Origin of the sequence: Deefgea tanakiae (assembly GCF_019665765.1) — a bacterium.
GTDB classification, from domain to species: domain Bacteria; phylum Pseudomonadota; class Gammaproteobacteria; order Burkholderiales; family Chitinibacteraceae; genus Deefgea; species Deefgea tanakiae.
In genome coordinates this window covers 958,294-984,594 of sequence record NZ_CP081150.1, presented here as the reverse complement: position 1 = coordinate 984,594, position 26,301 = coordinate 958,294, and the positions used below count along the sequence as shown (strand labels likewise).

General features: G+C 46.7%; 23 protein-coding genes and 1 other RNA gene. 10 read left to right on the top strand and 14 right to left on the bottom strand.

Annotated features, from left to right (window positions below; all coding sequences use genetic code 11):
- The first annotated feature begins 240 nt into the window (after nucleotides 1-240).
- Entirely contained in the window at nucleotides 241-1,713 is a 1,473-nt protein-coding gene (locus K4H28_RS04715; protein ID WP_221007239.1) for an alanine/glycine:cation symporter family protein, read from the top strand.
- Between the two features lie 87 nt (nucleotides 1,714-1,800).
- Here the strand turns inward: K4H28_RS04715 and K4H28_RS04710 are convergent, their stop codons facing one another.
- The 11 genes from K4H28_RS04710 to K4H28_RS04660 form a co-directional block, all read right to left on the bottom strand.
- Nucleotides 1,801-2,679 (bottom strand): CPBP family intramembrane glutamic endopeptidase, encoded by an 879-nt coding sequence (locus K4H28_RS04710; protein WP_221007238.1) that lies wholly within the window; start codon nucleotides 2,677-2,679, stop codon nucleotides 1,801-1,803.
- A gap of 149 nt (nucleotides 2,680-2,828) precedes the next feature.
- A complete protein-coding gene (locus K4H28_RS04705) occupies nucleotides 2,829-3,185 on the bottom strand; it encodes a glutathione S-transferase N-terminal domain-containing protein (protein ID WP_221007237.1) in 357 nt (118 codons plus the stop codon).
- 467 nt (nucleotides 3,186-3,652) lie between these two features.
- On the bottom strand, nucleotides 3,653-4,297 hold the full coding sequence (locus K4H28_RS04700) for an NAD(P)H-binding protein (protein ID WP_221007236.1): 645 nt from the start codon (nucleotides 4,295-4,297) through the stop codon (nucleotides 3,653-3,655).
- Between the two features lie 935 nt (nucleotides 4,298-5,232).
- Nucleotides 5,233-6,573: a tetratricopeptide repeat protein gene (locus K4H28_RS04695; protein ID WP_221007235.1), complete on the bottom strand. Its 1,341-nt coding sequence runs from the start codon at nucleotides 6,571-6,573 to the stop codon at nucleotides 5,233-5,235.
- A gap of 62 nt (nucleotides 6,574-6,635) precedes the next feature.
- Nucleotides 6,636-7,736: a ribonucleotide-diphosphate reductase subunit beta gene (locus K4H28_RS04690; RefSeq protein WP_221007234.1), complete on the bottom strand. Its 1,101-nt coding sequence runs from the start codon at nucleotides 7,734-7,736 to the stop codon at nucleotides 6,636-6,638.
- Between the two features lie 32 nt (nucleotides 7,737-7,768).
- Nucleotides 7,769-8,401, bottom strand: a complete 633-nt coding sequence (locus K4H28_RS04685; RefSeq protein ID WP_221007233.1) for a hypothetical protein — start codon at nucleotides 8,399-8,401, stop codon at nucleotides 7,769-7,771.
- A 32-nt stretch (nucleotides 8,402-8,433) separates the two neighbouring features.
- Entirely contained in the window at nucleotides 8,434-9,003 is a 570-nt protein-coding gene (locus K4H28_RS04680) for a hypothetical protein (protein ID WP_221007232.1), read from the bottom strand.
- Nucleotides 9,004-9,005: 2 nt separating this feature from the next.
- Nucleotides 9,006-10,031: an adenosine deaminase gene (locus K4H28_RS04675; protein ID WP_255573620.1), complete on the bottom strand. Its 1,026-nt coding sequence runs from the start codon at nucleotides 10,029-10,031 to the stop codon at nucleotides 9,006-9,008.
- Between the two features lie 831 nt (nucleotides 10,032-10,862).
- Nucleotides 10,863-13,721 carry a ribonucleoside-diphosphate reductase subunit alpha gene (locus K4H28_RS04670; protein WP_221007230.1) on the bottom strand — a complete coding sequence of 953 codons (2,859 nt, stop codon included), beginning with the start codon at nucleotides 13,719-13,721 and terminating at the stop codon, nucleotides 10,863-10,865.
- Nucleotides 13,722-14,089: 368 nt separating this feature from the next.
- Nucleotides 14,090-14,569: an FKBP-type peptidyl-prolyl cis-trans isomerase gene (locus tag K4H28_RS04665; RefSeq protein ID WP_221007229.1), complete on the bottom strand. Its 480-nt coding sequence runs from the start codon at nucleotides 14,567-14,569 to the stop codon at nucleotides 14,090-14,092.
- 5 nt (nucleotides 14,570-14,574) lie between these two features.
- Nucleotides 14,575-15,042: a peroxiredoxin gene (locus K4H28_RS04660; protein WP_221007228.1), complete on the bottom strand. Its 468-nt coding sequence runs from the start codon at nucleotides 15,040-15,042 to the stop codon at nucleotides 14,575-14,577.
- Nucleotides 15,043-15,099: 57 nt separating this feature from the next.
- On the opposite strand from K4H28_RS04660, the gene K4H28_RS04655 reads away from it, so the two are divergent.
- The 8 genes from K4H28_RS04655 (at nucleotide 15,100) to K4H28_RS04620 (ending at nucleotide 21,445) form a co-directional block, all read left to right on the top strand.
- Complete coding sequence (locus K4H28_RS04655) at nucleotides 15,100-16,233, top strand: cupin domain-containing protein (RefSeq protein WP_221007227.1); 1,134 nt, start codon at nucleotides 15,100-15,102, stop codon at nucleotides 16,231-16,233.
- Nucleotides 16,193-16,714 (top strand): DUF7931 domain-containing protein, encoded by a 522-nt coding sequence (locus tag K4H28_RS04650; RefSeq protein WP_221007226.1) that lies wholly within the window; start codon nucleotides 16,193-16,195, stop codon nucleotides 16,712-16,714. The genes K4H28_RS04655 and K4H28_RS04650 overlap by 41 nt, the downstream gene beginning before the upstream one ends.
- A gap of 203 nt (nucleotides 16,715-16,917) precedes the next feature.
- Nucleotides 16,918-17,124 (top strand): hypothetical protein, encoded by a 207-nt coding sequence (locus tag K4H28_RS04645; RefSeq protein ID WP_203570419.1) that lies wholly within the window; start codon nucleotides 16,918-16,920, stop codon nucleotides 17,122-17,124.
- Nucleotides 17,125-17,362: 238 nt separating this feature from the next.
- Nucleotides 17,363-18,073: a bifunctional 2-polyprenyl-6-hydroxyphenol methylase/3-demethylubiquinol 3-O-methyltransferase UbiG gene (gene ubiG, locus K4H28_RS04640; RefSeq protein ID WP_255573619.1), complete on the top strand. Its 711-nt coding sequence runs from the start codon at nucleotides 17,363-17,365 to the stop codon at nucleotides 18,071-18,073.
- Nucleotides 18,073-18,744 (top strand): HAD family hydrolase, encoded by a 672-nt coding sequence (locus tag K4H28_RS04635; RefSeq protein WP_221007225.1) that lies wholly within the window; start codon nucleotides 18,073-18,075, stop codon nucleotides 18,742-18,744. The genes ubiG and K4H28_RS04635 overlap by 1 nt, the downstream gene beginning before the upstream one ends.
- 33 nt (nucleotides 18,745-18,777) lie before the next feature.
- Nucleotides 18,778-19,141, top strand: a transfer-messenger RNA (tmRNA) gene (gene ssrA, locus K4H28_RS04630).
- Between the two features lie 619 nt (nucleotides 19,142-19,760).
- The gene (locus K4H28_RS04625) at nucleotides 19,761-20,138 is read left to right on the top strand and encodes a hypothetical protein (protein WP_221007224.1); all 378 of its coding nucleotides are present in this window, start codon (nucleotides 19,761-19,763) and stop codon (nucleotides 20,136-20,138) included.
- The gene (locus K4H28_RS04620; protein ID WP_221007223.1) at nucleotides 20,123-21,445 is read left to right on the top strand and encodes an AAA family ATPase; all 1,323 of its coding nucleotides are present in this window, start codon (nucleotides 20,123-20,125) and stop codon (nucleotides 21,443-21,445) included. Before K4H28_RS04625 ends, K4H28_RS04620 begins: the two co-directional genes overlap by 16 nt.
- 284 nt (nucleotides 21,446-21,729) lie before the next feature.
- Here the strand turns inward: K4H28_RS04620 and K4H28_RS04615 are convergent, their stop codons facing one another.
- From K4H28_RS04615 to K4H28_RS04605, 3 genes are read right to left on the bottom strand one after another with little or no spacing between them, the layout of a single operon-like run.
- Nucleotides 21,730-23,727, bottom strand: coding sequence for a relaxase/mobilization nuclease domain-containing protein (locus K4H28_RS04615; RefSeq protein ID WP_221007222.1), 1,998 nt, complete (start codon nucleotides 23,725-23,727; stop codon nucleotides 21,730-21,732).
- An 18-nt stretch (nucleotides 23,728-23,745) separates the two neighbouring features.
- Nucleotides 23,746-23,955, bottom strand: a complete 210-nt coding sequence (locus K4H28_RS04610) for a hypothetical protein (protein WP_221007221.1) — start codon at nucleotides 23,953-23,955, stop codon at nucleotides 23,746-23,748.
- 32 nt (nucleotides 23,956-23,987) lie between these two features.
- Nucleotides 23,988-24,188, bottom strand: coding sequence for a helix-turn-helix transcriptional regulator (locus K4H28_RS04605; protein ID WP_221007220.1), 201 nt, complete (start codon nucleotides 24,186-24,188; stop codon nucleotides 23,988-23,990).
- Nucleotides 24,189-24,737: 549 nt separating this feature from the next.
- Between K4H28_RS04605 and K4H28_RS04600 the strand changes: the two genes are divergently transcribed.
- Nucleotides 24,738-26,288: a sigma-54 interaction domain-containing protein gene (locus K4H28_RS04600; protein ID WP_221007219.1), complete on the top strand. Its 1,551-nt coding sequence runs from the start codon at nucleotides 24,738-24,740 to the stop codon at nucleotides 26,286-26,288.
- The last annotated feature ends 13 nt before the right edge of the window (nucleotides 26,289-26,301 follow it).

The following is a 26,301-nucleotide window of genomic DNA, read 5'->3' as shown; positions in this document are numbered from 1 at the left end:
CAAGTCATTTATATTTATGCAATACAAGCTTATACCCCAGGCAACCATCACCAAAACATAGACTGTAATCACACCAGATACATCCCACTCATCGCTCAATCGCGAGCGTCAATTTCAAGCAACGTACGCATGCAGATGTTTAGTCGCGCCAAGCACTATCACGGTAACTCCTAATGGTCATTCCCCTGCCAGATACACACAATTACAACCCTAGAATAAAACACAACAGGGAGTGAGCACGTGCAAGCATGGGTCAATTTAATTAATGAGTACGTATGGAGCCCGGCACTGATTTATCTTTGCCTTGGCGTTGGTGTGTACTTTTCATTCCGCACGCGCTTTATGCAAGTGCGCCACATCCGTGAGATGGTGCGGCTGATGTTTGACGGCAAAGCATCCAGCGAAGGCGTGTCGTCGTTCCAAGCACTCTCGATGACGCTATCGGGTCGCGTAGGGATTGGTAATATCGCTGGCGTTGCCACCGCCATTGCCTTTGGCGGCCCAGGTGCAGTGTTTTGGATGTGGATGATGGCCTTTTTGGGCGCCAGCACGTCTTATGTCGAATGTACTTTAGGGCAGATTTACAAACAACGCGTCGACGGTCAATTCCGTGGTGGCCCCGCTTATTACATCGAGCGCGGTTTAAAAATGCGCTGGTATGCAATTACCTTTGCCCTCGCGACGATTTTGGGCTGCGGGATTTTGCTGCCGGGCATGCAAGCCAACGGGATCGCCAGCGGCTTGAGTAATGCATTTGGTATCCCCGCGGAAACTACCGCCTTGGGCGTGGTGATCGTGTTGGGGTTGATTATTTTTGGTGGCGTCAAACGCATCGCGCGCGTTGCTGAAGTGATCGTACCGTTTATGGCACTGGGTTATATCCTGATGGCTGCGGTGGTGATTGCGCTCAATATGAGCCAATTGCCCGAAGTTCTGCGTTTGATCGTTAGCTCAGCACTGAGCTTTGATGCAGGCTTTGGCGCGATGATCGGTATGGCGATTATGTGGGGCGTGAAACGCGGCGTGTATTCCAACGAAGCGGGTCAAGGCTCAGGCCCTCATGCAGCAGCCGCAGCCGAAGTCACCCACCCTGCCAAGCAAGGCATCGTGCAAGCGTTTGCCGTGTATGTCGATACGCTGTTTGTATGCTCTGCCACCGCGTTTATGATTTTGATTACCGGTAAATACAATGTCGTCGACCCAAACAAAGCTGGCGGCTTCTTATTTAACGGCCTTCCCGATATCGCAGCGGGAACGGGCTACACGCAATCGGCCGTTGAAAGTATTTTCCCCGGCTTTGGTGCGATGTTTGTCGGTGTAGCGCTGCTGTTTTTCGCCTTTACCACCATCATTGCCTACTACTACATCGCCGAAAGCAATGTGGCCTATTTAGTCAAACAAGGTCGCGGCAGCGGTACGGCGCTGTTCTTACTCAAATGCGTGCTGCTCGCTACCGTTGTCTATGGCGCGGTGCGTAGCTCGGATTTGGCGTGGGGCTTGGGCGACATTGGCGTAGGGTTAATGGCGTGGCTCAATATCATTGCGATTTTGTTGCTGCAAAAACCTGCGTTATTGGCGCTCAAAGACTACGAAGCCCAACAAGCGCAAGGGCTTGATCCTGATTTTGATCCAGTCAAACTGGGCATTACCGATGCCGATTTCTGGGTTGAGCGCCAAGCCGCACAGCAGCCAGAACCCGATCACCGCAAGTAATTAAACTCAGCAAAAAGCCCACCACAGTATTCCTTGGTGGGCTTTTTTATAACATCAAAATCTGTTCAGCGCTGCCGGCCGCTCATCTCACGACACCACCAGCATTGGATACGTCCACCCCGCCAAGTGCAAACCATTTAAGCCCGCATGCACACCAATCGCCGCCAACAACCCGCCATGGCGGTATACTGCGCCATAGATCAATCCTGATAGCGTAGCGAGCAATACCCATTGCCAACCACCCGCTGAATGCGCCAAACCAAATAGAGATGCAGAGAGCACACAGGCCAGCGTTGCACCATACGGCAGAGCACGCCAACGCTCAGCCCACTGCGCTTGCAAATAGCCACGAAAGAACACCTCCTCCGCCATCGCCACCACCAGCACATTATTGGCCAACCATAGCCAGCCCCAAGCGGGCCATTTGGGCGCCCAAGTTAGCACGCCAAGCAGCAAAGCCAGCGGCAAAACCAAAGCCACCGCGGCCAACAAACCCCAGCCGAAACTCCGCCCAACGCAAGCCCATGCTGGGCGACGAGCAATACTCGGCCACAAGGCCAATAGCGCCAAGCCGATCAGCGCTTTATCTAAATTAAAATACCAAGACCACTGCACCGCACCTGGCGACAAGACTTGTGGCGCAAGCATCGCAGGGTTATGAAAGCCAGCAAACACATGCAGCGCCAAGCCAACACAAGTGAGCAACAACATCAGCTGCCCCGCCACAATCCATCGCCGCCGCGTTTGCCGAAGCAACAGCGCCGCAGAAAGCAGTAAAGCCAGCGGCAACAGCACCGGCCAAGTCACCCAGCCCACCACTGCCGCGCAAGCAAAAGATATCGCTAACACCGGCAAGAACACCCAACGCGATGCACCCAACAGCGCCAACAAGGATGAAGCAAACAGAAATAAGATGGTTAGTTCAGAAAAGGTCACGATGGCACGGCGGTCAAATAATGTGCTCAAGCATATAGCAAATCGATGTCACTCAAACGGCGGCGGGTTAAAACCTGAACCTGTTGCAGACGCGCAGCCACAAAAAAACCGCCAGAATTCATCCAGCGGTTTTGATGTGTTACGGAGCCTCGGCCAGATTGCGCCAAAGGCGTCAGGGATTAAGCAAAGCGTTGTTCTAAATACTGAATAATGCTGCTCGATTCGTACATCCATTGCACTTCGTTATTCTCTGCTATGCGTAAACATGGCACTTGCACTTTGCCGCCCTGCTCTGCCAACACCGCTTTATGCTCGGCTTGTTTGGCATCGACGGTTTTGATATTCAGACCTTGGCGGCGTAGTGCGCGGCGCACTTTGACGCAAAATGGGCAGGCTTCGTATTGGTACAGGGTCAATGTCTGGGTTTGTTGATCCAACCAAGCTTGGCGCTCAGCCGAGTGTTGTGCTTTTTTCGGCGCGAATACGGCGTTTAAACCCAAAATACCTCGACCAACAATCCAACGTAGTGCGCGCATAAATTTCTCGATGATTCAATGACTTTTAAGCGCGCGATTTTATCCAATCGTGGGCGATTGGGCTATGGGTTTGTTGGGGTGGGATACCGATTGCGTCCGAGTTCTCTCAATGTGAGTCGCGCTGATGCCGCGCGGCACCTACTTTTCTTTGCTTTGCCAAAGAAAAGTAGGCCAAAGAAAGGCAACCCTGTATCTGCGCGGGCTACGCCCGTACCCTCGCTGCGGACAATCGAGGCGGTTGCGGTCAAAACTCGGCCTACGGCCTCAAACATTGACCACAAAAACCCCGCCCCGCTTGTTCCTCGCTCGGCTTGACACAAGGGATCTTGAGCAGCTCAACGAGGTTTGGAATTAACTCGATGTATTGCCATCTAGGCATTGCGGTTCAATGGCTACGATTAAATACATCGACATTCCTATAGACTCATCACTCCGGTGCGGGCTGGAATTCAGTTGCAAGGCCGAATTTACTTTTCTGAGTGCAACTCGGCTGATTCAAGCCAACTCACGCCGGGTTTGGCGGCTAATGCTGCTTTGAGCATGTTTTGTGCGACTTTTTCGACTTCAATGGCGCGCCATTTCAGCGGTATCCAGCGTCCAAGGTAACGATCCAAGCACAAACCGATGTCTTCAGCCAGACGTTGCTCAGGTCGTTTTCCTGCATTCAATAGCGAAGGACGCACGATGGTTAAAGACGCAAAACCCAAAGCCATCACATCGCGCTCGGTTTCGCCTTTGGTTTTGAGATACAAGCCACGCGCGGATGCATTGGCGCCCATCGTCGAATTGAGCACCAAGCACGGCGTACCCGCTGCACGCAGTCGCTGTGCCGCGTTCAGAATATAGTCGTAATCCACACGGCGAAATGCGGCGGCTGAGCCCGCTGTTTTCAGCGTCGTCCCGAGCGCACACAGAGCCGCATCGACATGCCACCATGGCGCATCGAGCGGTAGCGATTCAAAATCAACAATGGGATTTTCAAGCTTTGCATGGGCTGGCAGCGCACGCCGAGTTGGGGCAATCACGCGGGCAATGTCGGGGTGCTGCAAAGCTTGCGCCAGTAAATGGCGCCCCACTGCGCCTGTTGCGCCCAAAATCAGTACCGTTTTCATGGCCGAGTCCAATTAATTTGTAATTACTGATGAGTATTACTAGCTGTGCTTTACAAATCAATAGCTGTGGTTGAATACATGCTCTTTTGACGTGCGGCGTACTGATGCCATGCGGCATTGACTTTCTTTAGTTCGCTGGACAATTCATAAAAAACATGAAGTTTTTGCGAGGTCAAAAGCTTTTGTGTTCTTTCAAAGTGAGTCGCGCTGATGCCGCGCGGCACCTACTTTTCTTTGCTTCGCCAAAGAAAAGTAGGCCAAAGAAAGGCGACCCTGGTATCTGCGCGGGCTACGCCCGTTCCCTCGCTGCGGACAATCGAGGCGGTTGCGGTCAAAACTCGGCCTGCGGCCTCAAACATTGACCACAAAAACCCCGCCCCGCTTGTTCCTCGCTCGGCGCGACACAAGGGATCTCGCGCAGCTCAACGAGTTTTGAAAATAAGTCGATGTATTGCCTTCTAGGCACTGTTAATCAATGGCTACGATTAAATACATAGGAACTATCTTTGACTCATCATTCCGGCGCAAGCCGGAATCCAGCGACGATGTAATGTCAGGAGCGATTCGACACCAAGCACGCCAGTGGTGGAATCATGGTTTTCCATCCCGTCTAAGCGCACCGAAGCACGAAGGGAGACAAACGGCTTTATCGTTTGGCTCACGCCACTCGAGGCGACGCCAAAGCTTAGCGGCTTTGCCGCTTAGCGACGCGGGGTGCAGAGCTCATCGGGGACCGATGCGCGCCCGGGGCTCCTTTTCTTTGGTTCGTTTCTTTTGGAGAAGCAAAAGAAATGAACCTGCCGCGCGCAGCCCACGCCCCAAAACCTTCGCGGCGCAGCCGCATAAAACAAAACCGCCAGAATCAATCTAGCGGTTTATTCATCGCGGTAAACGTTGGGCTGCGCAGGCTTAGCCCAACCTACGGTACTTCATGGCTACACGGCTATAGCTTCTTGGTTCAATCCATTCTTTTTCCAATTTTTAATTAGAGGATCGGGCAATCCGTGCTCAATTGCCTTTATATAATCTTGCGCAGCAAGTTCATTATCGCCAACTAAAAGTTGATTAATCAGACCGAGGTAATAATAAAAATATTTTTTATCAGGTTCTTCTTGGATTACCCATTCAATAAATTCTTGAACTTCAAACAACGTAATTGGCTCATAATCAGACTTAGACAAATTCAAATATTCATTCAACGCTTCTTCGTGTCTACCAGAGTAGGCCAATAAAAAAGCGCGAGAAAATCGCCATAAAGAGCAAGAAATATTAAGAGCACGAGCCTGATCGATTTCCCTCAAAGCATTTTGAATTTTCCTCTCATTAGAGAACAAATATATCGCCTTCTGAATTCGATACGAATAATCGTATCGTCCAATATGCTTCTTTCGATCTTCAAGAACCTCAATCGCCCGTGTCAAAGTTTCCTTATCTTTAGTTTCTCTCCAAATGCCATGAAGAGCTCTTGAATAAGCAAGTAATACTTCATCAATCCGTGCATTAACAACTCTTCGGATATATTCCAATCCAATCTCTTGTTTAGACGTGGATTTTCTTATTGTATCCTTCAACTCACAAAGTAAAGTATATGAAAACTCATAATCACCAGCCATCGCAGAAGCGCATGCCAAAATATATTTAGATCCATGTACAACGTTACCTGCAGAAAATTCTAAATCACTCAGTGAATCATTAATTGAAATCTGCTGTTTTTCAGGTAGAACTGTTCTAAATTCATTCGCAAATAATTGTGCATCTTCTGAATTAAGTGACCTACCATGAAATACAGCGCCATCAAGCGAGATCACCACAACATCATTGCCTGCTTTTTTTCTATTAACCAACTTACCATATATATAATAATGAGCAGCTAATTTTTCCCTAGCAACTACAGGATTCATTTCGATTACTTTTTTGCTCAAATAAGGATTAAGTAGTACAAAATTAACGTCTTTGACTACTGCAGAACTCTTCATTTGCGCCTTAATTTCTTCAAAGAAATCCTCTATAAGGTTACCTTCATTTTTTCCTGATATTGCGACTACAAAATTTAACTTTCCAGGCTTACAGCTGGGCAATCTATTAGCCTTGAATGTAAAATAAATTACTCCCAGTGAAAAAAGAAATGCAACACCTAAATGTTCCCAACTACTTTGAGAAATTTTTATTGATGACCAAATAGGTGCAACAATCAAAAATATCATTATAGGCAGCACGAAATATCCAAATACTGGCTCTCTCCAGCGGGAAATGTAAACTTCGAGAAATTTATCCATATCAACCTCACAAAAAAGGCCGCCTAGGCGACCTTGAGTACATACAAATTACGAAGCAAATCTTAATCCCAGCTCAATGCCCCACCCGTTTGATATTCCGTTACGCGAGTTTCAAAGAAGTTTTTCTCTTTCTTCAAATCAATCATTTCACTCATCCACGGGAATGGATTGGTGACGCCTGGGAATAATTCATTCAAACCAATTTGCTGCATACGGCGATTGGCGATGAAACGCAGATATTCTTTAAATTGCGCCGCATTCAGGCCCAATACACCGCGTGGCATGGTGTCTTCGGCGTAGGCATATTCCAGCTCAACGGCGTGTTGGAACAAGCCCACCAATTCGGCCTTAAAGCTTTCGGTCCACAATTCTGGATTTTCCATTTTGATCGTGTTGATCAAGTCGATACCAAAATTGCAGTGCATTGATTCATCGCGCAGGATGTATTGATATTGCTCGGCGGCGCCGGTCATTTTGTTTTGACGGCCAAGCGCCAAGATTTGCACGAAGCCGACGTAGAAGAACAGGCCTTCCATAATGCAGGCGAAGACGATGATCGAGCGCAGCAATTGCTGGTCGGTTTCGAGCGTGCCGGTTTTGAATGCTGGGTTTGTGAGTACATCGATAAATGGCATCAAGAAATCATCTTTATTCTTGATCGACGCCACTTCGTTGTAGGCGTTAAAGACTTCGCCCTCGTCCAAACCCAAGGATTCAACGATGTATTGGTAAGCGTGGGTGTGGATCGCTTCGTCAAACGCTTGGCGCAGCAAGAACTGGCGGCATTCTGGCGAGGTGATTTGGCGGTAGGTACCCAGCACGATGTTGTTGGCGGCCAAACTGTCCGCAGTCACGAAAAAGCCGAGATTGCGTTTTACCAGACGCATTTCGTCTTCAGTGAGTTGGCCAGTTTTCCATTGCTCGATGTCGCGCTGCATGTTTACTTCTTGCGGCATCCAGTGGTTTGCGCACTGCGCGAGGTATTTTTCCCACGCCCATTTGTGCTTAAACGGAACCAATTGATTCACATCGGTGGTGCCGTTGATGACGCGTTTGTCGTCGGCGCTAATGCGTTTAACTGCGGGTGTAGCAGTGCTGGCCGTCGGCGTTGCGGCAGGTGCTGCCGCTGGGCGGTTGATAGTGTCTTCGTCGAAGCTAAGCATGATGTTTCCTTTCTATTGAACTGTCGTGTTTCTTATTGAACTGTCGCGGCGGCATTGAGCGGCCGACTTACGATATTGCTAAAATCTGTGACGCCACGGCGGGCTTCTAAATCAAAAAAGTCTCGCTCTGGATTAACGCTAAACTGCACTTCCGAGCGAAAACTCATATTCACATGCACTTGGCCGAGATAAACGACTTCGCCAGCGGCTAAGCTAAAGGGCTGCTGAATTTGAACATTCACCATTTCACGACTAGAGGACTGAACGCCCTCTCGTAGCCACGAGCCTGTAACATTTTTCACCATGTGTTGGCCAGCAGGCAAAGGCAGCACCAAAACACGGCCGCTTGAATTCTGGCTATTGCCAACTTGAATGCCTAAAGGTCTAAACGAGAACGTCAATGGTCGCCCCCTTAAGTAATCAGGATTACTTGGCGCACGAATCAAGTCAGTGCCAAGGTTGATTTGTTCGGTCGTTTTGCCGGCTGGGCCATCGATGTGCAAGGCTAAATCAGCTGAGCGATCATTAAACGATTGGCCAGTCAGCGCAATAATGGCAATACCGTAGCCCGCAGGCGGGGTTAGGCGGCCGTTTTCAACTGGCGCTGGCACACTGGCACAACCGCCCAAAACCAAACTCAATCCAAGCACGAGGCTTTTCCACATCTTTAATTCCTTTTCCTTTTTTTCATAAACTTCTATTGCACTGTCGCGGCGGCATTGAGCGGCCGAATGACGATATTGCTCACATCAGTGACGCCACTACGAGCGTTTAAATCAAAAAAATCTCGTTCGATATTTTGGCTAAACCGCACATCAGAGCGAAAGTTCATATTCACATGCACTTGGCCTAGATAAACCACTTCGCCAGCGGCCAAGTTAAAGGGCTGCTGAATATCGACATTAATAAACTCACGCATGAACATTGAGCTGTTGCTATCACGTCGCCATGAGCCCGTTGCATTGGTGATCATGTGCTGCCCTGCCGGCAAGGCCAGCACCAGCAGCCGCCCTGTTGAGTTATGGGTACTGCCCGGCGCACGAATAAAATCGGTAGCAAGACGCATATGCGCTGTAGTTCTGCCACTAGGGCCACTGATGTGTAAGGCCAAATCAGCCGTATCGTCGCTAAACGATTGAGCAGTCAGTGCAATAATCGCCAAGCCTTGGCCCGGTGGTGGATTAAGACGGCCATTTTCTACAGGTGGGCGCATGCTGGCACAGCCAGCCAATACAAAACTCAACACAAGAACAAGGCTTTTCAACATGATTAGCTCCTTAGTTCACTCACAATCTGCCCGACCTCGGCCTGCCAATACATTTTTTGCGCGCTACTGAGCCAGCTGGCTTCAAAACTATTCAAAATCAATTGCACAATTTCAGCTTGCGTGAGGTCGAGCGCAGCGCGACAGGCCAGTAAATTGGTGTTCAGATAACCACCAAAATACGCCGGATCATCGGAATTAACCATCGCACAGAGACCAGCGGCGAGTAGCTCGCGTAGATTGTGATCGGCCAAGTCTTTAACAACACAGAGCTTCAAATTCGATAGCGGGCAAACGGTCAGCGGCATACGCTCGGCAGCTAGGCGTTTAACTAGTTCAGCATCCTCAGTACAGCGCACGCCGTGATCGATGCGCTTGGATTTGAGTAAATCCAATGCTTCCCAGATATAACTCGCAGGGCCTTCTTCTCCCGCGTGCGCCACTGCCAGCAAGCCCAGTTCAGCACAGCGCGCAAAGAGGCGCTCAAACTTGCTCGGCGGATGACCGAATTCACTTGAATCAAGGCCAACACCATCAATCTGCGCCAAATACGGCATGGCTTGCTCTAGTGTCGCAAAGCCGTCGACTTCTGATAAATGGCGCAAGAAGCACATAATCAATTTGCTACTAATGCCCAACTGCTGATGACCATCAGCCAAAGCGCGATGAATCCCCGCCAACGGCACCGCAAACTCAATCCCACGCGCAGTATGCGTTTGTGGATCGTAAAAAATCTCGGTATGGACGATATTGTCGGCCTTGGCGCGCAATAAATACGCCCAAGTCAGATCGTAGAAATCTTGCTCGGTGATCAAAACCGACGCACCGGCGTAATACAAATCAAGGAAGGATTGCAGGCTATCAAACTGATACGCCGCCCGCACCGCATCGACATCGGCATACGGCAGCGCCACGCCATTACGCTTAGCCAAGTCAAACATCATCTCCGGCTCTAGCGAGCCTTCGATATGCAGGTGGAGTTCCGCTTTCGGTAAGCGGGTGATCAGTAAATCGAGCGGGTGTTGGGTCACAATCATTCCTTTAATTTTCGGGATCTCCGATATTTAAAACAACTCTCAAGAATCGCTTTAAATATCGGCACCGCAGAGCGATGCCAAGGGTATAGAAATATAGACATCATTTAATAATGCATAGATCCAAATACCCATAAAACACAAATCACTTCATTTCTAAATTGTTATGCTCTTCCTGCCATTGCAGGCGCTAATGCCGCGCGGCACTTACTTTTCTTGCTTCGCCAAGAAAAGTAAGCAAAAGAAGGCGCCCCTAGTATCTGCGCCGACTTCGTCGGTACCCTCGCTGCGGACAATCGGCAAGGCGTCGGGCTTTAACAAAACAGAGCCCGCCGAAACCCCCTTGCCGCTTGTTCCTCGCTCGGCGCGACACAAGGGATCTTGTGCAGCTTAACGAGACTAAAACAAAATAGATGTATTGCCATCTAGGCCTTATTAATAAAAGCCCACAAGCAGATACATCTAATTTAAAATACAAGATCAACACAGCAAAAAACACAAATGCTATGCCACGCTCGTTGGGCTGGGGCTTAAACCTCCCGTCCAAGCACACCGAGCACGAAGTGAGACAAACAGCCTTATCGTTTGGCTCACGCCACGCGAGGGCATCGGGGACCGATGTGCGCCTCGGGTCGCCTTTCTTTGGTACTTTCTTTGGCGACGCAAAGAAAGTATCCCCCGCCGCGGGAGCGGCACCGAAAACACCGGTGCCGTAGGCACTAAAAACAGATGATTACTGGCAAGCCTCGCCCGCCCTTTCGGGCGAGCGCCAGAATACTCTGGCGATCTGGATTGTTGCTTCGCAGCAACCCAGCCTGCTGCGCTTGCTTATTGGCAAGCTTCGCAGTCGGGGTTGTCAATCGAGCAAAACTTCGCATCCGTCGCTGGCGTGTTATCTACTGCCGCTGCTGCTGCAATCGCCGCTTGCGCTGCCGCCGCTGCAAAACCACCATCAACAGGTACAGAATTCAACTCTCCACCACGACCGGTTGATTTCTCTGCCGCCGTTGCTGCCAAAGTACGGAGGTAATACGTGGTTTTTAGACCGCGCAACCAAGCGTGTTTGTACAACTCGTCCAATTTCTTACCTGATGCACCGGCCATATAGATATTGAGCGATTGCGCTTGGTCGATCCATTTTTGACGACGCGAAGCAGCTTCAACCAACCATTTCGGATCCATCTCAAATGCAGTCGCATACAAATCACGCAGGTCTTGCGGAATACGATCGATTTGCGCCACTGAACCGTCGAAGTATTTCAAGTCCGACACCATCACTTCATCCCACAGGCCGCGCGCTTTCAAATCGCGAACGAGGTGTTCATTGATGACGGTAAATTCACCTGACAAGTTCGATTTCACGAACAAGTTTTGGTAAGTCGGCTCGATACACGCATCCACGCCAACGATGTTTGAAATCGTTGCGGTTGGTGCAATCGCCAAGCAGTTGGAGTTGCGCATACCGTAGGCGGCGATGCGATCACGCAACATCGTCCAATCCAAACGTGAGCTGCGATCCACTTCGAGGTAGCCGCCGCGCTCTTCTTCCAAGAGGCGCATTGAGTCTTGCGGCAAGATGCCACGATCCCACAAGCTACCTTTGTACGAAGCATAGATGCCGCGCTCTTGCGCCAATTCAGTCGAAGCCCAATACGCGTGGTAAGCCACGGTTTCCATCGACACATCGGCAAATTCAACCGCAGCATCTGATGCATAAGGAACGCCGAGTTCATGCAAGCAGTTTTGGAAGCCCATAATGCCCAAACCAACCGGACGGTGTTTCAAGTTCGAAGTGCGTGCTTTGCGAACTGGGTAGAAATTGATGTCGATAACGTTATCGAGCATACGCATCGCTACTTTCACCGTGCGAGACAGTTTTTCAGCGTCCAGTTGACCATTTTTCAAATGGTTAAATAAGTTAATCGAGCCCAAGTTACAAACTGCGATTTCTTCTTCATTGGTATTGAGCGTAATTTCAGTACACAGGTTTGAAGAGTGAACCACACCAACGTGTTGTTGCGGGCTGCGAATATTGCATGGGTCTTTGAACGTGATCCATGGGTGGCCAGTTTCAAACAGCATCGTCAGCATTTTGCGCCATAGGCTCAGTGCTGGGATGGTTTTCGCAACGCGCATTTCGCCACGGGCAGCTTTGGCTTCGTAGGCGGTGTACGCTGCTTCAAACGCTTTACCCACTTTATCGTGCAAATCAGGCACTTCAGATGGGCTAAACAAAGTCCACTCGCCACCTTCCATCACACGTTTCATGAACAAGTCTGGAATCCAGTTGGCTGAATTCATATCATGCGTACGGCGACGATCATCACCGGTATTTTTACGCAACTCGAGGAATTCTTCGATGTCGGCATGCCAAGTTTCTAAGTAAGCGCAGACTGCGCCTTTGCGTTTACCACCTTGATTCACTGCAACAGCAGTGTCGTTCACGACTTTCAGGAATGGTACAACACCCTGAGATTTGCCATTAGTGCCTTTGATGTGGCTATTCATCGCACGCACTGGCGTCCAATCATTACCCAAACCACCGGCAAATTTAGATAGCAGAGCGTTTTCTTTTAAAGCCTCAAAAATACCATCCAAATCATCGGGCACGGTCGTCAAGTAGCAGCTCGACATTTGGCTGTGGCGGGTGCCTGAATTGAACAAAGTCGGCGTTGATGACATAAAGTCAAAGCTAGACAAGACATTGTAAAACTCGATTGCGCGTTCTTCACGATTCACTTCATTGAGCGCCAAGCCCATCGCCACGCGCATAAAGAAGACTTGCGGCAACTCGATGCGTTGTTCGTTGATGTGCAGGAAGTAACGGTCGTATAAAGTTTGCAGACCCAAATAGCCGAACTGATAATCGCGGCTGTGTTCAAGTGCAACAGCCAACAAATCTAAATCATACTGAGCGAGTTTTTCATCTAGCAACTCAGCCTCAATCCCTTTCTTGATAAAGCGAGGGAAGTAGCTGGCATAGGTTTCTGCCATTTCTTCGTGGCTAGTTTCAACACCCAGTACTTCGCGGCGAATGGTATTGAGTAACAAGCGTGCCGTCACCAAGCCATAAGCAGGATCATTTTCGAGGAAGGTACGCGCAGCGAGCACAGCTGATTTGCGTAATTCATCGGCCGACACACCGTCGTACACGTTTTTGAGCATTTCAGCCAAGATCACTGCTTGGTCAGTGTATTGCTCAAGACCAGTACACGCAGATGCAATCAGCGCTTTAACTTTAACTAAATCCAGCGGGCGCGAGCTACCGTCTTCAAACACGACATTAATATCGTGTTGTTCTGGCTCACTCTCGTGGCGAGCCGCAGCGCGTTCACGCTGACGTTCGCTGCGATAAAGCACGTAGGCACGCGCCACATCGTGTTCGCCCGAACGCATCAAAGCCAATTCGACTTGGTCTTGGATGTCTTCAATATGAATTGCGCCACCTTCTGGTTTACGGCGCATTAATGCCGATACTGCCGCATCCGTGAGCAAATGCACTTGATCGCGCACCGCAGCGCTAGACGCTGCATGACTGCCCTGCACAGCGATGAATGCCTTGGTGAGTGCCACCGAAATTTTCGATGGTTCAAATGGCACTACTGAGCCATTACGGCGGATAATTTTGTAGTTGGCATAGGCAGCCGCATCATGAGAGATGCTTGGTTGTAGCGTTGTATCAGTCATTCGTTCACCAGTAGTGCCCTAAGTCAGACCTTGGATGTCGATCCGCCGTAGCTTGTGGATAAATTTGTGGGTTATTTGTGAAGAAACACTACATCTTGTGTTGCTTCCTTCTTATAGACACAAATACTAGTGTAAAGAGGGTGACTGGTGCAACTGGCGTGGGATGTGATAGTAGATAGACGGTCAAAAATAAATCTAAATCGCGCTCGGACTTAGATTTTCTGGACTGAACTTGATTGCAATCAAATGACAGGTAGTTGCAAGTTTGCAACAGCCGATTTTTTACTCAATTGCAGATCACCTTGTTGGCAAAATAAAAGACGGCCTAGGCCGCCTTTCAATCAGATAAAAATAGGTAAAACTAAATCTTAGTGGTGATGACCGTGCGCGCCATGAACATGACCGTGCGACAACTCTTCGCTCGTTGCATCACGAACTTCTACCACTGAAGCCACGAAACGAATCGTCATGCCTGCAAATGGGTGATTGCCATCAACTGTCACTGAGCTATCGTTCACTTCAGTCACGCGGAACAAGATTACATCGCCAGAAACAGGATCATCCGCTTCAAACATCATGCCCACTTCAACTTCAGGTGGGAATACGTCTTTGTCTTCGTCGCGCACCAATTCAGGCTCAAACTCGCCAAACGCATCTTCTGGTGACATCGTCACTTCAACAGTGTCGCCAACCGATTTGCCATGCAAAGCTTCCTCAACCAAAGGCAAGATATTGTCATACCCGCCGTGTAGGTAAGCAATAGGCTCTTCAGTTTTGTCGATTTGTACGCCTTCAGCGTTGTACATTTCATAGTTAATCGTTACTGCGGAATTTTTTGCAATTTGCATCGTATTTATCCTAGCTGTTTAACAAGTTCTAATATTTCAGCCGCGTGCCCTTTTGGCGTCACGTGGTAGAAAGCATGACGAATGATGCCCGATTGATCAATCACAAACGTCGAGCGATCTATGCCGTATCTTACCACGCCCTTGGCTTCCCATTGATGTTGGGCATGATACAAAGCACTCACTTCACCTTCCGTATCCGAGAGTAAATCAAACTCAAGGCCATGCTCATCCGAAAATGATTCATGCGCCATGCAGTCATCCCGACTCACGCCAAGGATAACAGCACCATATTTCGCAAATGCTGCAACGCGATCGGAAAACTCAATCGCCTCTAAAATACCACCAGGCGTTTTATCGCCATTAAAAAAATACAACACCACAATTTTTTTATCTAAAAAATCAGTGAGCTGAATCATGTCCATCTTCGCATCCGGCAAAGCAAATTGTGGTGCGAGATCGCCAGAATTAAGCATAAAGTCTCCAGTCGGTGCGATAATTAGGTTCTTATTTTTTCGTTATAGTCATAAGCCATGCGTAAAACACTATTAGGCAACATTTCACCCGAAGAATTTTTACGTGACTACTGGCAAAAAAAACCACTGCTGATCCGACAAGCGTGGACAGACTTCCCTGAACTCATCGATTTAGCTCGTTTATCTGAATTGGCGGCGCGGGATGATGTAGAGTCACGCTTGATTGAATACAAAAATGAGCAATGGAAACTCGAAAATGGGCCATTTTCAAGCGCTAGACTCAAGCGCCTAGGTGAAACGGACTGGACTATCTTGGTGCAAAACATGAACCACTTAGTTCCACATATTTCCGATTTATTATATCGATTTAATTTCCTTCCCTATACCCGTCTTGATGACTTGATGATTTCGTACGCGCCACCCGGTGGTACTGTAGGCCCACACTACGATTCATACGATGTATTTTTACTCCAAGTCGGCGGGCAAAAACGCTGGCAAATTTCAAGCGACGATGCCAGCGGTTTCATTGAAGACGCGCCCATTCGCGTCCTTAAAGATTTCAATCCAGAACAAGAATGGATTTTAGAGCACGGCGATATGCTGTACCTACCGCCTAAATACGCCCACTACGGTGTCGCGCTCACCCCCGGCATGACCTATTCAATCGGTTTTCGCGCCCCTAAAACGCAAGAAATGGCGACTAAGTTTTTGGAATACCTGCAAGACGAGCTCTGTCTTGACGGAATGTATGCCGACCCGGATGCAAGCGTTACCGATGTTCCGGCCAAAATCGACCCACAATTTGTTGCCCGCATTAGCGAGATGCTAAAACAAGTAACTTGGGACGAGAAAATCGTCACCGATTTTATTGGTCGATATTTTTCAGAACCTAAACCGCATGTGTTTTTTGATCAAACCGAAGAATTGCTCGACTATGATGAATTTGCCGCAGCAGCCTGTGAATATGGCGTGATGCTCGATTTGAAAAGCCAAATGCTGTACACCGATGACTGCATCTATATGAATGGCGAAGCCATCGAAACGGAAGCAGAGACATTTGACGCCTTGCATGAACTGGCCAATCAGCGACAACTCGCTGCCGGCGATTATGACGAAAACCTTTTAGAGACCCTATTTACTTATTACGAATATGGCTACCTTATTCCAAACGTTCCAAAATCCGCTGACTGAGCCTGCACAAGACGTCACGCCATTTGATCGCAAACACAGCTATCAGATGGCATTTCAATTCACGTTGCAGCGAGCTCAACGTGAATTGATCCTCTGCGAAAAAGACTTTTCAGAAAGTGCCCTTGGCAGCAAAGCTTGCTACGATATTCTCTGGGCTTTTTTTACCGCCCCCTCGTCAGGGCAACTCAAAGTGTTATTGCATGAGGCTGACCACTTAGGTGCCTACTGCCCGCGTCTTTTACAGTTACGCGATCAGTTTGGGCATCGAATTGAAATTCGGCAAATTTCCGAAACGGAGCGCGGTTTTGACAAAGGCTTTGTCATTGCAGATCGACAATATTTCCTACAGCGCCACCACTACAGCAGTTATCGCGGAGAGTTTGGCTGCGATTCACGTGCAGTTGCTTTGTTGCAACATGACTTTGCCTTACTTTGGGAACAAGCCAGCCCCCCAGATGGCTTGCAACGCCTTTATATATAAGGCTGTACACGGCGTTACACGAAGTATCCAGATTCAATCTAAATACCCCCCTTTTTTAAAGCTCAAGCACTAGCCAAGGACGACGACTGTGCTTAGAATCCGTCCTGTCGCTTGTGAGAGCAAGCAAAAAAAATTACAGCGGATTAGCACACTGCTGATTCGCTTAAATACCAAACCACTTTTTAGCTAAAAGGCCTTTAAAAATGAAAAAATCTCTATTGCTTGCTGCTTTGTTCGCTGTTGCTTTGTCTGCTTGCGGCAAAAAAGAAGAAGTAGCTGCTGATGCGGCTTCTGCTGTTGTTGAAGCAGCTTCTGCTGTTGAAGCAACTGCAGCTTCTGCTGTTGACACTGCAGCTTCTGCTGTTGTTGAAGCAGCTTCTGAAGTTGCTTCTGCTGTTGAAGCTAAGTAATTAGCCTCCAGCCGTAGAGAAAACCGACCTTCGGGTCGGTTTTTTTACGCCCATCACAAAGCCAATTCACGCACCCCCATCAAGTCCCCCGCCAATTCGGCTGCAAGCATTCACCAGCCGTGCTACGATTCGTTATCATTTTTTGGCTGCTCATTTCAATCAAGTTATCGAAAATACTCGATGTAGTGATTGAAATTTAATTAGGTATAGCCCCCTAAGCATTATAAGGAATAACTCAGTGAACGATACCCACGTTAATGTAGATCAAACTGAAATCGAAAAATTTTCGGCTCTCGCACATAAATGGTGGGACAAAACCAGTGAGTTCAAACCGCTGCACGAAATCAACCCACTACGTGTTGACTTTATTGAGCAATACGCAGGCATCAATGGTCTCAAGTTTCTCGACGTGGGCTGCGGCGGCGGCATTTTAGCCGAAGGGCTTGCCGAGCGTGGCGCAACCGTGACCGGCATTGATTTAGCAGAAAAATCTCTCAAAGTCGCCAAACTACATTTGTTTGAATCTGGGCTCGCTGTTGATTACCAAAAAATTCCGGTCGAAGAACTCGCCGAACAACAACCAGAAACCTACGATGTTGTAACTTGCATGGAAATGCTTGAGCACGTCCCCTCACCCGCCAGCATTGTCGCCGCCTGCGCGCGCCTTGTGAAACCAGGTGGCTGGGTCTTTTTCTCGACACTCAATCGCAATCCGAAATCCTACCTATTGGCTGTAGTCGGCGCTGAATATGTATTAAATATGTTGCCGCGTGGCACGCATGACTACGCTAAATTTATCAAACCTTCCGAATTGGCACGCATGACACGCAGCGCAGGGCTAGATACCGTTGCACTCACCGGCATGACTTACAATCCAATCACCGATATTTATAAACTCACCGATGACACCGACGTGAACTACATCGTTGCCACACGGAAGACACTCTAATGAACACGCATATTCGCGCCGTATTGTTTGATCTTGATGGCACGCTGGCCGACACTGCTCCGGATTTAGGCGCAGCACTAAATCGTCTCTTAATCGAAAAAGGCAAAGAGCCACAACCTTATGCTGCAATTCGCCCGCTCGCTAGCCACGGCGCGCGTGGACTGATTGAATTGGGCTTTGGTATTACACCGAATGATGCCGAGTTTGGCGCACTGCGCGAACGTTTTCTCGATCTCTACGAGCTAAGCATTTGTGACGAAACCATTTTGTTTGATGGAATTCATGAACTCATCGAACAGATTAATGCACGTGGCCTAGCTTGGGGCATCATCACCAATAAACCAATGCGCTTCACCGACCCATTGATTGAATTACTCCCCCTCCCTATTGCCCCGCAGACCTGTGTTTCCGGAGATACGGTAGGTATACCTAAACCCAATCCAGCCCCTATGCTTCATGCTGCCGCGCAACTGGGTATTGACCCAACGTATTGCTTGTACGTGGGCGATGCCGAGCGTGACATCGAAGCAGGCCGCGCGGTAGGCATGCAAACGGTACTGGCTAATTACGGCTACATTAGCGAAACCGATGACACGCCAAGCTGGGGCGCTGACATTAAAATTGAACATCCACTGGAACTACTAGCCCATTTGCCCCTCAAACAGGTATAATCTTTTTTCTTCTTACGCAGAAGACAACTGATCGGGGGTGCTTTTGGTTTCGACAGGGGTTGCAAAGCGGATGGGGGCATGTCGGGGTCTCAGATGCCCGTAAAAACAGCTGAAAATATATAGTCGCAAACGACGAAACTTACGCCCTAGCAGCTTAATGCTCTAGGCTCTACGCCACAGGGTCCATCGGGTGGGTTGGGAAACCAATAGTAGAGTCATTAAGATGGAATCGCCTTAGCTTGGGTTACTTAAGTTAAGGTTAAATTAAGGTAACTCGCCTTCCTCAAGCCTGCCCATCGGCGTGAAAGGAGGTTAAAACCCAAATGATAAGGCTAAACATGTAGAACTCACTGTAGAGTGCTTCTGGACGGGGGTTCGAATCCCCCCACCTCCACCAACATTCAAGACTAAAGCCCTGATTATTCAGGGCTTTTTCATTTCTAACAGTAATATTCCCACCACTTTTCCCACCACTTAGATTGAGCTGTAGTGATACATTGTGGTCAATGAATCACATTCTTCACTCCGCTTAATTCGCTTTTCGCATTTACAGAATCATAAAATTTCTACTCAACTGCCACTGCCACTTGCAATTCACGCCAAATTTACAGGCATGAGATTTCACGCGTTAGCAGTTCTAACGCACATTTAGCGCCACTCCCCCAACTTCATTCAAAGCTTCATGCTGACTGAGTGATGCCAGCGTTTGCTCAAGACAAGTCAATTTACTCCTCAGTACAACAAACTCGCACTTCAAAAGTTCAACCTAATTTCCACTCAGTCACATTCATCCCTATTTTATACAGCGAATATTTAGACCTAACCAGTCCACAAAGCTGGAATGGGCTAAATGTGTTGATTAGCCAAAATACCTTCCAGAAGTCATATACACCTTCTGGAGATTAAAATAACTTGCAAATAATAATTTTAAGTGTATATTGATCTTTAGGAGGCCTTATTGATCACTAGAGATTCATATGTGCCTTTTATAGATCATTCAATCAAGGAGTTTTTGTATGAGCAAGCCAATCTATTTTGCATCATCGCCACACTACATAAAGCGCCTGCCTGACTATCAAACGTTAGCTCGTACGCATCGCCTAAGTTATGTCGCTCAAGCCCATTGGAACGATCCAAAGGACATATCGAATATCATCCCAGGACCTTGCGCGCTCCCAGCAGTGGCTGGAATGCACATGCTAAAAAGCCATTCTGATGGTGCCGATTATGATTTTGTCGATTTAGAAATGTATTTAGATGGTCCAACTTCTGATGATGACGAATATATCGACGTAGAAATTGTTGACGAGAATGACTGCGATGTAGTCGCTAGGCTGAGAAGTTTAAATCTGAGCTTCAGCGTAGAGAGCTTTTCAATATGCGACAGCCAATGATTTTTCATTTGCCGACTTATTCGTCGCCAGAAATCGTTGATTTAGTGAAGTCAGTCTGCACTGAATTAGCGTTGCCGTTTGCAGAAATTAAAGGCAATGCGGATGATGGTTATTTTGATCTACTGCAGCTCAAACAACATGCGAGCTTAGTTACCTACTTGAGTGATCCTGATTTTGAATACTTGCAAAGTAGTTGGGCGCATCAACGGCTAGGCAATGTTTGGTTCTGGGTTAGTCCATTTCCATTAGCACTTGAATCGAGCCAGGCGTTGATTTCACTACCATTCGCCGGCCAGCATACTCCACCGGTTTTATTGGAAAACACGGTGCTACTTGCTGACCCTACCGTCGTGTTAAGGCAAATTAAACAGTTGGCCGCCTCGAAGACTGAAAGTCCAAAAGCGGAATACCTAAAGCAATTAATAAAACCCAAGCCACTGCGCATGGCGACACAAGCGGATGTGGATGCCATTAGTGCTCTGATGACAGCATACCCCCAATTTAAAACCTTATTTGGCAAACTGAGGAGTCGGATAGTCGGGCAGTGCCTCAGCAAATACCCGATTCATTTAGGGAGTCAGCTCCTAATCGGGCCACCAGGGAATGGGAAAACGTGGCTGTGCACAAAAATTGCCAAAGCGTTGAATCTGCCGTTTCTAAATATTCAGCTGTCAGGGAATGGCGATGTGATGATTCTACGGGGCTCACAGCAGCAGTGGACTGGCTCTGATGCAGGGCGGCCAGTAAAGTTTATCGCCACATGTGAAATTGCAAACCCCATCATTATGCTCGATGAAATCGATAAAGCGGGCGGCAGCCAGCACGGGCATTTAACTGATACGATTTTAATGTTGCTAGAGCCTGAAAATTCACGTTGCTTTATGGACAACTTTATCGAAGCGCCAATTGATATGCATTACATTAGTTTTATATTGACCGCCAACGAGAGTGATTTCTTAAGCGCGCCACTAAAAAGCCGTCTTGAAGTAAATTCAATCAAGACACCAAGTCAGCAAGAAATGCGAGATTTAGCGCAAATTTTTTATCAGCAAGAGCTGGAAGAAAGAAAAATTAGCCAGTATTTTGTACCAGAAATCGGTGCAACGGAACTAAAAGTGATTGTCTTTCAAAGTGAAAGTATCAGGGAACTAAGGCGCCAAATCGTACTCGCCATCGAGAACGGATTAAATGAAGTTACTGATGTATCAGCGGTTGAAAAACAGCAATTTCTTTTGAAACCGATACCGTCTTCCGAGCCACCGAAAAACAACCCATACCCTGGAATCGGGTTTTTAACCCAGCATTAAATTTATGTTAAACAGAAAAAATAAACGGCAGCCTTCGCTGCCGTTTTGTTTGTGTCCGATAAATCAACTAAAAGTCATAGAGAACTAAAGACAGTTGATTGCAGTAAAGAGTTTATTGGAAATCAAGAATGAATTTGACTATTCGGCAAAGTCTCAGACTCGCTTGCGCTAGTTCGAGGTACTAATTGTTGTGATTCAAATAATCACGCGCATTGCAACTTCAAGGATTGAGGCATACTTAGAAGCGTATGCTATTTACTGGGCATATTGTAGAGTTGCTCGTTTTAAGAACTGATAGATTGGCTTATTTCTTCTGGATGTGCATTCATCTCCACTCCCGAGTGGTTTTCATGCAGCAGAGCACTCCAATATACGTCTTTAACTTCCGTGATATCGAAGTTTACAAAAGATTTAATACACTTTTCGTGTAAATCATTTGTTGTAAATTTTTTCTTTTTCAGCGCAGTACTTGTCTTTTGTTTTGGTTCATTATTGCAAACCAAACTAAAATTTATAACCATTTCATCTATTTCAGCCCGGGTATAGCCATGGTTCTTTGCGACCTCCATAAATGCGTCAGCAATCAACTCTCTAGATAATTGGTTACCAAATTTTTGGTGTCCAATATAATAAAAAAGGAAGAGTTCCCTAGTAAAATGAACACTCCAACTGGTGTATTTTGGCCGGATTTCATTTAATAAAGTCTTGATATCGACTCGATCAACGCCATTCTTTTTACAGACATCGTCCTCAATCCTTCTATTAATCTTTTCCACAAAATCAGCATCGTGTTGGTATGATCGTTTCTTCGTTATCACAATTTCTACTTGATCTTTCGTATAAATCGGCAAACCGACTTCTTGTTGATAATTGCAATCGATGCTGATTTGATCCTTAATTACCCCAAAGATAGCTTTTTTAGCCAAATAACTAGCATTTTTAAATTCAAGAAGAACTGGTTTTATATCAATCGCTACATAAAAGCCATCAAGATATTCAGTGACGAACATCTGAAAAGGTAGCTCGTCCAACGTCGCAAGCGCATCACTATTAATTTTGAAACATAGCCACGTTGAAATGTCGAAGCCCAAGTAAAAATCAATGGGTTTTTTAGATAGCCTCACTTTCCTTAAATAATTCATCAGAAAATCAGCAGTCAACTCGCTACTGGCGAATTGGAAAAAATCTGGGTTTTGACCGCATCGAAAAATCAGAGAAATATCTTTTCTCTTTTTAATCTGTTCACAAATTTTTGAGCTAAAACCCAGATCTTTTTGTATTACTCTAGATTGCTCAGCAGTGTGACAGGATTCCCGTCGCACAATTGAATTTTTAATTCGATTAATGAGCGCATGCGCATGCAAAAAACTACCGGCACAAGCTCCTCTGTCGCGAATATTTGTGCATGCAAGCAATTGTGGTGACAAATTATTGTTTTTTCGCTCCCCAAAGTATTCATCGTGAAACTCTGAGTGTTTGTTGGGTTTGAATCCATGATTTAACTCCTTGTAATTGCCAAAAGATTTTTTAAGTTCTTGATAAGAAAATTGAGCTGGAATTTCTTTTTCATAAAAGACTGCTCCATTAAAAATGATGATTAATTCACCCTTGACGTTAGTTTTTTTATCGATAGAAATCCTTGGTCCAAGTTGCAATAAATTCGTGTAAAATTCTTCCCAGTTTGTTGATTTTTCAAAAGCAGAAAACAACATTTTATTAATGGATTCAGTTGTTTTACTTATAATTTTAGATTTTTTATCGACTGAAACTTCATTCATCGACACGAATGTTCTACTGTTATTTTCTTGACGCCATCCTTCAATTGCCGCAATTCTATCCACCACTCGGCGTATCGCTTTTTTAATAAATCCATTTTCAATTTGAATTATTTTTTTCGAAACTGGATGGATTCTAGATAGTGCAAGATGAACATGAATATTTTCGGTCACCCAATGCATTTTGTAAAATACAATATGGTCACCTACTCCAAGTGCTTGTAAAATATTTTGGACAATTTCCTTTACTTTAAAATCGGATGGATATTCACTCGAACAAAAACTAATCATGAAATGCATTAATGGTTTTGCGTTACTTCTCGCATTTTTTATGTCATAACAAAATTGCTCACACTCATCGATAAGGCTGCTTGTTAAGCAATTCAGCATTTTCAAGCTGTAGAAATCAGGTGATGTGTTGATATCTTTCAGGTCGTTGATGTACTGAATTAGCAATCTTGGCTCTTCGGCATATTCTTTAGTAATCGTGAATATCTTAAAGTTCATCTCAACAACCTCGCAATATCAGCCATTATTCTTCGAATAATTTTCTTTTAATTTCCTGACTTCATTTTCTAGCGCAACATTTCTATTTTCAAGATGCAGAGTGTGTTCGCTATTTTTAAAAACTAACAACCTGATCAAATCAGATGCTGTCTTATTGAGAGCTGCCGAACATTCAAAAATCTGTTCGTGCTCAGCGTCTGTAACTCGAAATGTAATGCTTTTCCCCATGATGTCTCCAATTCATTTGTCCAATGAGTTTATTAGCAATTTTGTTCTTTAATTTTGCTTTCGATTTCAGAAATGTATTGTTCAATCTGAAAGTCAAAGAAACCAGATGCGCGGCCATTTGGTGTGATTTTCACAGGCTCAGGCAGTGCTTTGCATTTCACAAGCCGGTATAAAGTAGCACGTGAAATGCCTAGTGTTTTTGCAGCATCTCCGATTCTGATAATTTTGTGCATCAGTTCATCCTCTTTGTTATTTCAATATCGACAAGACTACACTTTTAAAATTTTGACTCAAGGGCTCGCGAAAAAAAGTTTCAACATTTTTCATTGCATCGTGCATTTGCATATTTACCGGCTATGGCAATCGTACATTGACTGCTTGGTGCTGCTCAGACTACACGGCTGACGATTTTTTTCAACGGCTCGCGATAGATTTCAATAAATTTCTTTGTTGCTCACCTAATTCGAATAGTTTAAGGAACTGGACTTTACGCATTGTCTGTTCAATAGCGCTAAGACTACACTTTTCGTGAATTGACTCAAGGGCTCGCGTTAGAAATCAATAAAAATATTCGAAAACTCATATTGTTTATATGTAAAAAAAACCATTAATGAAATTAGGCCTGTAATTTCGTTGATTTCATTAACTTCATTCTTTTTTAAGGCTGTAAAACCAGATCTGACAGCGGTGATATGTACTGGCATTTACTTGATGAATCGCAGATTTTTTTCAGAAAGATAAATATTCTTATCCTTACATCGCCCTTAGGGTAAGATTGAGTCATGAAGAAAAAATGGCTTATTTCTTGGATTGGCGAGACTGACCACAAAGCGGCAGAGGGCAAATTGCCCTTGGGCGTTGGCCCAGTTGCCAATGCGTTGATGGATGCCAGCGTCAAATATGATCGCGTGCTTTTACTCACCAATTATCCTCATGAGCGCAGTGCCCAGTTTTGCGATTGGTTAGAGCAAAAAACTGGCTATATCGGTATTGATCTGCAAGATGTTCAATTGGATGGCCCAACCAACTACGCCGATATTTACTTGCAGGTTAGCCAGTTTCTCACCGTGCTAAAGCTCCCCCAAAACGACATCGAACTCACATTCCACTTGAGTCCAGGCACGCCTGCAATGGCGGTGATCTGGATAATGCTGGCCAAAACACGTTTCCCTGCGTCTCTCATTCAATCTGCGCAAACTAAACTGAACGATGGCTCGGTTGAGTTTGGTATCGAAAAAGTCGATTTCTCTTTCGATCTCGCTAGTGATTTCTTGCCTGAGTTCTTGCAGCGCAGCGAGCAACGCATTGAGCGCCTTGCGAGTGAGCCGCTCAGTAGTGCGCCTGAATTTTCCAAAATCATTCATCGTAGCGCTGTGATGCAAGAGCAAATCGATCTCTCGCGCCGTGTTGCTATCCACAATGTTCCAGTTTTGATTTTGGGTGAAACAGGCACGGGTAAAGAACTATTTGCTACCGCGATTCATGAAGCCAGTCGGCGCAAAGGTGAAGCGTTGATCGCCGTGAACTGTGGTGCGATTCCCAAAGAGCTGGTCAATTCCGAATTGTTTGGCCACAAAAAAGGCGCTTTTACTGGCGCGGACTCGGTTCGATTGGGGCATTTTAGAGAAGCTGATGGCGGCACGCTGTTTTTAGACGAGATTGGTGATTTACCGCTCAATGCCCAAGTTCGTTTGCTGCGTGCGCTGCAAGAAGGACAAATTACGCCTGTTGGTGAAACCAATCCGGTCAAAGTGGATGTGCGCATCATTGCCGCTACGCATCGTGATTTAATGGCCGAAGTCGCCGCTGGGCGCTTCCGTGAAGACCTGTTTCATCGCCTTGCGGTGGGCATTATTCATTTACCGCCGCTGCGTGAACGCGCGGAAGATATTGAATTGCTCATCGAGCACAGCTTGGCGCGTATCAACAACGACAGCCGTGATTTACCCGAATGGCAAAATAAAATAATTTCTGTTGGTGCAAAAAAAATTCTACTCAATCACCCGTGGCCGGGCAATATCCGCGAGCTGTATCACACGCTGTTGCGTGCTGCGATCTGGTCGCGCCAAGCTGAAATCAGGGCCGAGGATATTGAACGCAATCTGTTACAGGCACCAAGCAATAGTAATCAGATTCTTGATCAGACATTGCACAAAGGTTTTGATTTACAAGCAGTTTTGGATCAGGTTGAACGCCATTATTTGCAGCGCGCCATGAAAAAAGCAGCGGGTAAAAAGAAACAAGCAGCCGAATATTTGAACATCACTAACTACCAAACACTCAGCAACCGCATGGAAAAACTCGGTATTTCCAGCGACGAACAAACCGACTAAAGGAGGCTGGCAC